The sequence below is a fragment of the Candidatus Culexmicrobium sp. genome, assembly GCF_058356305.1.
Window position 1 is genome coordinate 1 of record NZ_JBTVBB010000042.1, and the last position, 6,644, is coordinate 6,644.

The 6,644-nt window shown below is 31.2% G+C and carries 7 protein-coding genes; 4 read left to right on the forward strand and 3 right to left on the reverse strand.

Annotated elements, in window-relative coordinates; all coding sequences use genetic code 11:
• Positions 1–709: 709 nt before the first annotated feature.
• Positions 710–1,378 (reverse strand): phospholipase D family nuclease, encoded by a 669-nt coding sequence (locus tag ACW8TM_RS10530; protein WP_491533251.1) that lies wholly within the window; start codon positions 1,376–1,378, stop codon positions 710–712.
• A gap of 97 nt (positions 1,379–1,475) precedes the next feature.
• On the opposite strand from ACW8TM_RS10530, the gene ACW8TM_RS10535 reads away from it, so the two are divergent.
• A complete protein-coding gene (locus tag ACW8TM_RS10535; protein ID WP_491533252.1) occupies positions 1,476–2,864 on the forward strand; it encodes a DUF5591 domain-containing protein in 1,389 nt (462 codons plus the stop codon).
• Here the strand turns inward: ACW8TM_RS10535 and ACW8TM_RS10540 are convergent.
• Positions 2,823–3,548 carry an amidohydrolase family protein gene (locus tag ACW8TM_RS10540; RefSeq protein WP_491533253.1) on the reverse strand — a complete coding sequence of 242 codons (726 nt, stop codon included), beginning with the start codon at positions 3,546–3,548 and terminating at the stop codon, positions 2,823–2,825. The two genes, ACW8TM_RS10535 and ACW8TM_RS10540, sit on opposite strands and share 42 nt — an antisense overlap.
• A gap of 9 nt (positions 3,549–3,557) precedes the next feature.
• Positions 3,558–4,076, reverse strand: a complete 519-nt coding sequence (locus ACW8TM_RS10545; RefSeq protein ID WP_491533254.1) for an ECF transporter S component — start codon at positions 4,074–4,076, stop codon at positions 3,558–3,560.
• A 153-nt stretch (positions 4,077–4,229) separates the two neighbouring features.
• On the opposite strand from ACW8TM_RS10545, the gene thrC reads away from it, so the two are divergent.
• From thrC to ACW8TM_RS10560, 3 genes are read left to right on the forward strand one after another with little or no spacing between them, the layout of a single operon-like run.
• Positions 4,230–5,672: a threonine synthase gene (thrC, locus tag ACW8TM_RS10550; RefSeq protein WP_491533258.1), complete on the forward strand. Its 1,443-nt coding sequence runs from the start codon at positions 4,230–4,232 to the stop codon at positions 5,670–5,672.
• Between the two features lie 57 nt (positions 5,673–5,729).
• A complete protein-coding gene (locus tag ACW8TM_RS10555; RefSeq protein WP_491533256.1) occupies positions 5,730–5,927 on the forward strand; it encodes a hypothetical protein in 198 nt (65 codons plus the stop codon).
• Positions 5,911–6,537: a DUF6036 family nucleotidyltransferase gene (locus ACW8TM_RS10560; RefSeq protein WP_491533257.1), complete on the forward strand. Its 627-nt coding sequence runs from the start codon at positions 5,911–5,913 to the stop codon at positions 6,535–6,537. The genes ACW8TM_RS10555 and ACW8TM_RS10560 overlap by 17 nt, the downstream gene beginning before the upstream one ends.
• Positions 6,538–6,644: the final 107 nt, after the last annotated feature.

The window sequence follows — 6,644 nt, forward strand, 5'->3', positions numbered from 1 at the left end:
TAATTAAAAAAGAATTGAAAGTTGTAATCGTTGTATAACTTTATAATTTCGATTAATTTTGTTACAAAAAATCTTAATTAAAAAAGAATTGAAAGATCTTCCTCTTCCGCTTCAAACCATACTCCTCAATTAAGTTACAAAAAATCTTAATTAAAAAAGAATTGAAAGCTAGTAATTTTTATTTCTTCTCTCCACTCGCCGTTAGTTTTAGTTACAAAAAATCTTAATTAAAAAAGAATTGAAAGCTTGGAAAGTTGAGTTCGTAGTTGGGGAGTTTTGGCTTGGGAGTTACAAAAAATCTTAATTAAAAAAGAATTGAAAGTTGGCCTTATTGGTTTGTGGACGAATACGCTTTTAATGTATCCTGGTTACAAAAAATCTTAATTAAAAAAGAATTGAAAGAGTTTCTGTTGCTCAAGCTTCTCAATTAAGTTCCTATTAAGCTAACTTACAATAAAAGGACAGATATCTTCTCTCCGTTAACAACTAGCCAGATATCCGATCCTGTAGGATTAAATTCCATTTTAAATGATAAGCAAAATAAGTTTCTTTACTTTTGTAAAAGAAAAATTTATTGTATGAGCTTATTTTAAGGGAAGCTCAGTGTGAGATGAGATCATCATTTTTCAGTCTTTGTCTCTACATCATTGCTATTATATTTAACTATAGGTTTCTTAAAGATTTAACGTTACCTTGAATTTGCCTAGTTTTATTTACCGCTTTGGTTCCATATTTTTTGAAACTCTGTTTCATAGATTAGGGCTATTTGTCTGCTTTTAATCACTATTAGGTTCTCATTGTTGTTGTTCTCTGCTGAATATGACCAGTTGTAGCTTCCTGTTAGGACTATTATTTGGTCTACTATCATTACTTTGTGATGCATTAGCTTTGGGTTTGTGTCATTGCGTACTTCTATTCCTGCTTCTTTTAATTTGAAGTATTCACTGTATTTGCTTACTTGACTTTTTTCAAACACTATTTTTATTTCAATTCCTCTATTGTGGGCTTCTATTAATGCGTTGCCAATCGAGTCTGAGGTAAAGCTGTAGATTAGAATGTGAATTGACATATTAGCTTTTGAGATCCAGTATATAACTTGTTGTTCACATCCGCCTTTTGGTGAAAAGTAAATGCCTAAAATTTCTACTTCAACTTGTTGTTGAAGTTTAGATAACTTTTCGTTTAGACGTGTGATTTCGTTGTTTAGTTCATCTATTTGACTTTGTAGTGAGATAAGGGTAGCTTCACGTTCCAGTAATTCTTCTTCCAGCTCTTCTATTTTTGCTTCAAGATTTACTGGCTTTGGTAGTATCATATATCCTGAAGAGAAACCAATAATTATCCCAATAAATAGAAATATTATTATACGTTTGCTCATTGAATCCCCCCAACTATTAAGATTACATATTTGGTTTAGTACTTTAAATGTTTATATCATTATTAACACATCTAATTAGTAAGGTGAGGATTAAGACATGTCAGTCCATCAGAATAGAACTGTCCACATGATACTTGAGAGGGGTAAGTGTGCTTGGGGTCAATGCTACTTTTGTGGATGGGGTAAGAAGAAAGTTGAAGTAGCGGAAAATGAGCTTAAAAGGAGATTTGAAGGATTTATTAAGAAACATGTAAGTAGAGGGAAAATAAATAGGCTGAAAATATTTTCATCTGGAAGCTTTTTAGATGAAAAACAGTTTTCAAAAAATTTTGTTGAATGGGTAGTTAGAATTGTTGAAAAATATGATGTTGATGAATTAGTAATCGAGTCTAGACCAGAATTCATTAATGAAGAGACACTGAAATTATTGAGAAGTAGGAAAGTGAAGATTACAGTTGCCATGGGTTTAGAATTAGCTGACAATGAAATTTTGGAAAGATATTATAGGAAGGGATTTAAAGTTGAAGATTATCTGAAGGCTGTGAGACTTCTACGTGATTATGGATTTGGAGTAAGAATTTATGTTCTAGTTAACGGTCATCCTATCCTATATAGAAAACCTGAACTTCAAAGAAAGATTCTTGATGAAACCATGAATTTAGCTTTAAAAATTGCTGATAGCATTGTAATTATAAATGCATATCCACATGTGCAATCAGAATTATGGGAAGACTGGATAAAAGGTAATTGGAGACCTCTAGATGAAAAACAATTTTATCAGCTTGTAGAGAAATGGAAGAGTAATCCGAGGGTGGAATTAGATTTCAACAATTACAACTTTATACCAAAATTTCCAAAGTCAAAGAGAATATTCTTGAGAGGAGTAGGGCATGAATTTATTGTTCATCCATATTATGAAGTTTGGCAAGACTATTTTACTAGATTTTATAAGCCGCCAAAAGGAAAAAACTACGTATTATTTCTTCCATGCGCATATAAGAAGCCATATACTAGGTCTAGAACTTGGAGAGCAATTCTAAATGCTATTTCAGGCTACCCATTCTTTAAGAAACTTCATTTAATTGCAGTTAGCAGTCCAGGAGTTATACCATATGAGTTCATTAAACACTATCCATTCTACGCATATGATTGGCCTGAATGGCTTGAGACAGAAGAAATTAAAAAGGAATATATTGAGGTAACTAGAGAAAGAGTTAAAAAATATGTTAACACTCACAAAAACCACTACAAACACTACTTTGCATACTTTAGACCAGATTCTGAAACCATTAAAGCCATAAAATTAGCATTTAAAGACTTAAAGCTAAACGACAAATTGACAGTTATCCTTGATAAAGAAACCTATAATCAAATTTTAAAGGAAGAATTTAAACCCGCAGTTGCACATCCACTAGCAATTGAAAAATTAAGATCAACATTAAAATCAAAGCTTCAATTTAAAGAGAGTCAATGCATTTCTACCTAAAACAAACTCCAATTCACCCTCACTTAACCCTGAAACCATCACCTTCTCAATTTCAAAAGCAGGATGTCCAAAGGGCATATCAGAACCATAAAGAACCCGATCAACACCAACAGTTTCAACTGCCTCTTTAATTTTTGCATGCATTGGCATACCAGAAGTTTCAAGATAAATATTATCATGCTTTTTAGCAACTTCAATGGCACCATTAATATATACTATATGTCCATGACCCATGTGACCCAAAATAATCTTTACATCAGGGTAAACGTCAGCTAAATTACTGAAATGCCATGGCAATGACCAGGGTGGATGGCCGCAATGAAACAGTACTGGAACATCATATTTTCCAGCTAAATCCATAATAGGATAAACCACTTCTTGATCTGGTAAAAATGAATTTAGCAATGGATGTAACTTAATCCCTTTAAAGCCAAAATCCCCAATATATTTTTTCACTTCACTCACAGCTTTCTCCCCCTCATATGGATTGACCCAAACTAAACCAGAAATCCTCTTAGGATACTTCCTTATAGCATTCAACGTAATTTCATTAGGTAGTGAAAAAACAATACAAATTCTAATATTATAGTCATCCATTATACCAATCATTCCTTCAACATCTAACTCAACATTAAAAAGAGGAAAGGAGCCCAAATGGACATGAGCATCGATTAAAACAGTCATGTACATCACCTAAACAACATATTCAATTTTCAATGCCTTTCGAATACCAGCAATTAAAGGTAAACTGACAATTATATCTACCACACTTAGGGGAAAGAAAGTCACTAGATCTAAAAAGGCAACAGGGCCAAATAACATGTAATCATAAAAGAAATAAGCGAAATTCTTCCATACATGACTTAAGGCCATTGCAAAAACTTCGGAAATCCTACGATTAGAAGTAATCTTATCTCTTAAATAACCTATTATAAATCCCATAACTCCACGTATAAAAATTGTTGCAGGAGCCCATTGAATAAATGCACTTTGATACAATGGATTCCAGACATCAAATAGCATTGCACCAACACCACATGCAAAAGCACCAATTCTAGGACCAAAAAGAATACCCGCAATGAAAGATGCAACATCACCCATATGCCAAACACCTAGAGGTTTAGGCATAGGAACAGCAATACTAGTCATAACATAGACTAAAGAAGTAAGCATACTAGTATAAGCAGCATATCTAGCACGACTAACACTCAAAGTTTCACCCAAAAATTGAAAGTAAAAACAAAATTTAAATCAATAATAAAACTTTAATATTAAATCTTAACTATCGACCCATATCCAGAAATTTTAGTTACTAAATGAAGCTTAAGGTTAACCTTAAATATATAAAGAATTTCTTAAATATTGATGAAAACAATATTCTTTAAGTGTACAAGGTGCGGCAAAAAATATGATACAGAGAAAATTATTGGAAGATGTACAAAATGTAATGGACCAATAGAAATTACATATGAATATGAATCTATAGCCAATATACTTTCAAGAGAAAAACTTGAAAAAAGAGTAGATGGAGTATGGAAGTATATAGAAATTCTACCATGCGATCCTAAATCAATAATTTCACTAGGTGAAGGAAAAACAGCACTAATTAAATGTGAAAAACTCGGAGAAAAACTAGGTATAAAAAAATTATATGTAAAGGATGAAACTAAAAATCCTACAGGCTCATTTATGGACCGTGGAGCTTCAGTACTAATAACTAAGTTAAATGAAGAAGGCTATATAGGAATACATGGCTTATTTAAAGGAAATCTAGGAGCAGCATTAGCAGCATATTCAGCTAAAGCAGGATTAAAATGTACAGTCTTTATCTCAGAACAAATAGATGCTAGTAAGTTATACCAAATAATAGTTTATGGAGCCACCATACTACCAGCATATAAGTTTAAAGAGGTAAACTTTAATGGAAAACATTATTTCGCTGACAATGCAGATCCATTTATACTTGAAGGAGAAAAAACAATTGGCTTCGAAATAATTGAAGAATTCAATTGGCAATGTCCAAACTTTATAGTCGCTCCAATGGGAAGTGGAGGACTAGTATCAGCTATATGGAAATCACTTAATGAATTTAAAATAATAGGATTAATAGAAAAAATAGAGTCAAAATTAATTGGAGTACAACCAGAAGGATGTGCCCCAATAGTAGATAAATTTCACTCTAAACTTATTTTAAAAGAAAAATTTGAAAAAACAATTGCAGTGGACATTGCCTTTAAAAATCCAAGTAGAGATTTAGAAGCTATAAATGCATTAAGAAAAAGTAAAGGATTTGCAGTTAAAGTTTCTGACGAAAAAATGCTTTGGGCTTCAAGAATACTAGCTAAAACAGAGGGAATATTTGCTGAGCCCGCTGCAGCATCAACAATAGCATGTATAAGAGAACTAGTAGAACAAGGTACTATAGACCCATCCGACACAATAGTCTGCATAATAACTGGATCTGGATTAAAGGATCCAGTTGCAGCCATAAAGGAATTAGAAAAAAATGTAACACTAGAAAAATTCATTAAATTTAAAGTTAAAACTAAGCCTCGAATTGGAATTGGAAGCACAAAAATACAAATTTTGAAAACTCTTGAAGACAAAAAGCTTCATGGATATGAAGTTTGGAAAAAAGTTGTCGAAAAAAGAAATGACATTACAATTCCAGCAATATATCAGCACTTAAAGGAACTTGAACAAATGGGACTCATCTCAAAAAGTAGAAGTGAAATAGTTAAAGGAAGAGTTAGAATCTATTATGCCATAACGACTAAAGGAAAAGAATTATTGAAAGCTTTAACCTAATTAAATATCATAATTTTACATTTAAATACATAGAAATACCATTTTGTTGTGAGAAAAATGACAAAACAAAAACCGTCAAAAGCCCTAAACATACTCAAAGAATTCTCAAAGTTAAATGAACTCAGCATAAAAGTGGCAATGAAAATCACCAACCTACCATACAATCAAATAACAGAAAGAATGTTGGAAGCTCAACTACTGAGAAAAATGATAAGAAAATTTCATAGGAGAAAAAGAAATGACACTAATAGATGACATAAAGAAAATTGCCGAAATTCTAGTAAAAAATAATTTTGAATACTGCCTAATTGGCGGAATTGCAGCTATATTATTAGGAATTGAAAGAACAACACTTGATATTGATTTATTAATAAAAATAGAAAGTATAGATGATATTAAAAAGTTATTTAACACTTTGAGGAAAGAGGGGTATAAAATGAGCCTAGCTGAAATGGAAAATGCATTTAAAGAAAAAACTCACTTCACAATAATATCTCCATTAAATAGAATTTTAGACTTCAAAATAGCTTCAACTAAACTAGATTATTCCACATTAAATAGAAAGCAAACAATAGAAATAAATGGAGCAAATCTATATTTGTCGCCACTTGAAGAACTTATTACAGCAAAAATAAAAATCTTAGGCTCACTAAAAGACATTGAAGATGCTATTCAGTTAATGTATATTTATACAGACAAAATAGATTGGAATTATCTTAGAAGAATATTAGATAAAAAACCACTAAAATATATAAATGAAATGTTAAACATAATAGTTAATGAATTTAGAGAAGAAAAATATATAATTAATAAAATTAAAATTTTAGAAAAATTAAAAAATAAGATTAAAGAAATAATTAGATAAATTTAGGTTACTTATTAAACACCCAAGTAGATGTGAGATGAAACCATGGGTTTAAAATGTAGGATGATCCAACAGGGATATCCACCAGGAGCCTGCAACATTATAAT

Coding starts and splice junctions, on each gene's coding strand:
- ACW8TM_RS10530 (WP_491533251.1), bottom strand. CDS start 1,378: ATGAGCAAACGTATAATAATATTTCTATTTATTGGGATAATTATTGGT.
- ACW8TM_RS10535 (WP_491533252.1), top strand. CDS start 1,476: ATGTCAGTCCATCAGAATAGAACTGTCCACATGATACTTGAGAGGGGT.
- ACW8TM_RS10540 (WP_491533253.1), bottom strand. CDS start 3,548: ATGACTGTTTTAATCGATGCTCATGTCCATTTGGGCTCCTTTCCTCTT.
- thrC (WP_491533258.1), top strand. CDS start 4,230: ATGAAAACAATATTCTTTAAGTGTACAAGGTGCGGCAAAAAATATGAT.
- ACW8TM_RS10555 (WP_491533256.1), top strand. CDS start 5,730: ATGACAAAACAAAAACCGTCAAAAGCCCTAAACATACTCAAAGAATTC.
- ACW8TM_RS10560 (WP_491533257.1), top strand. CDS start 5,911: ATGACACTAATAGATGACATAAAGAAAATTGCCGAAATTCTAGTAAAA.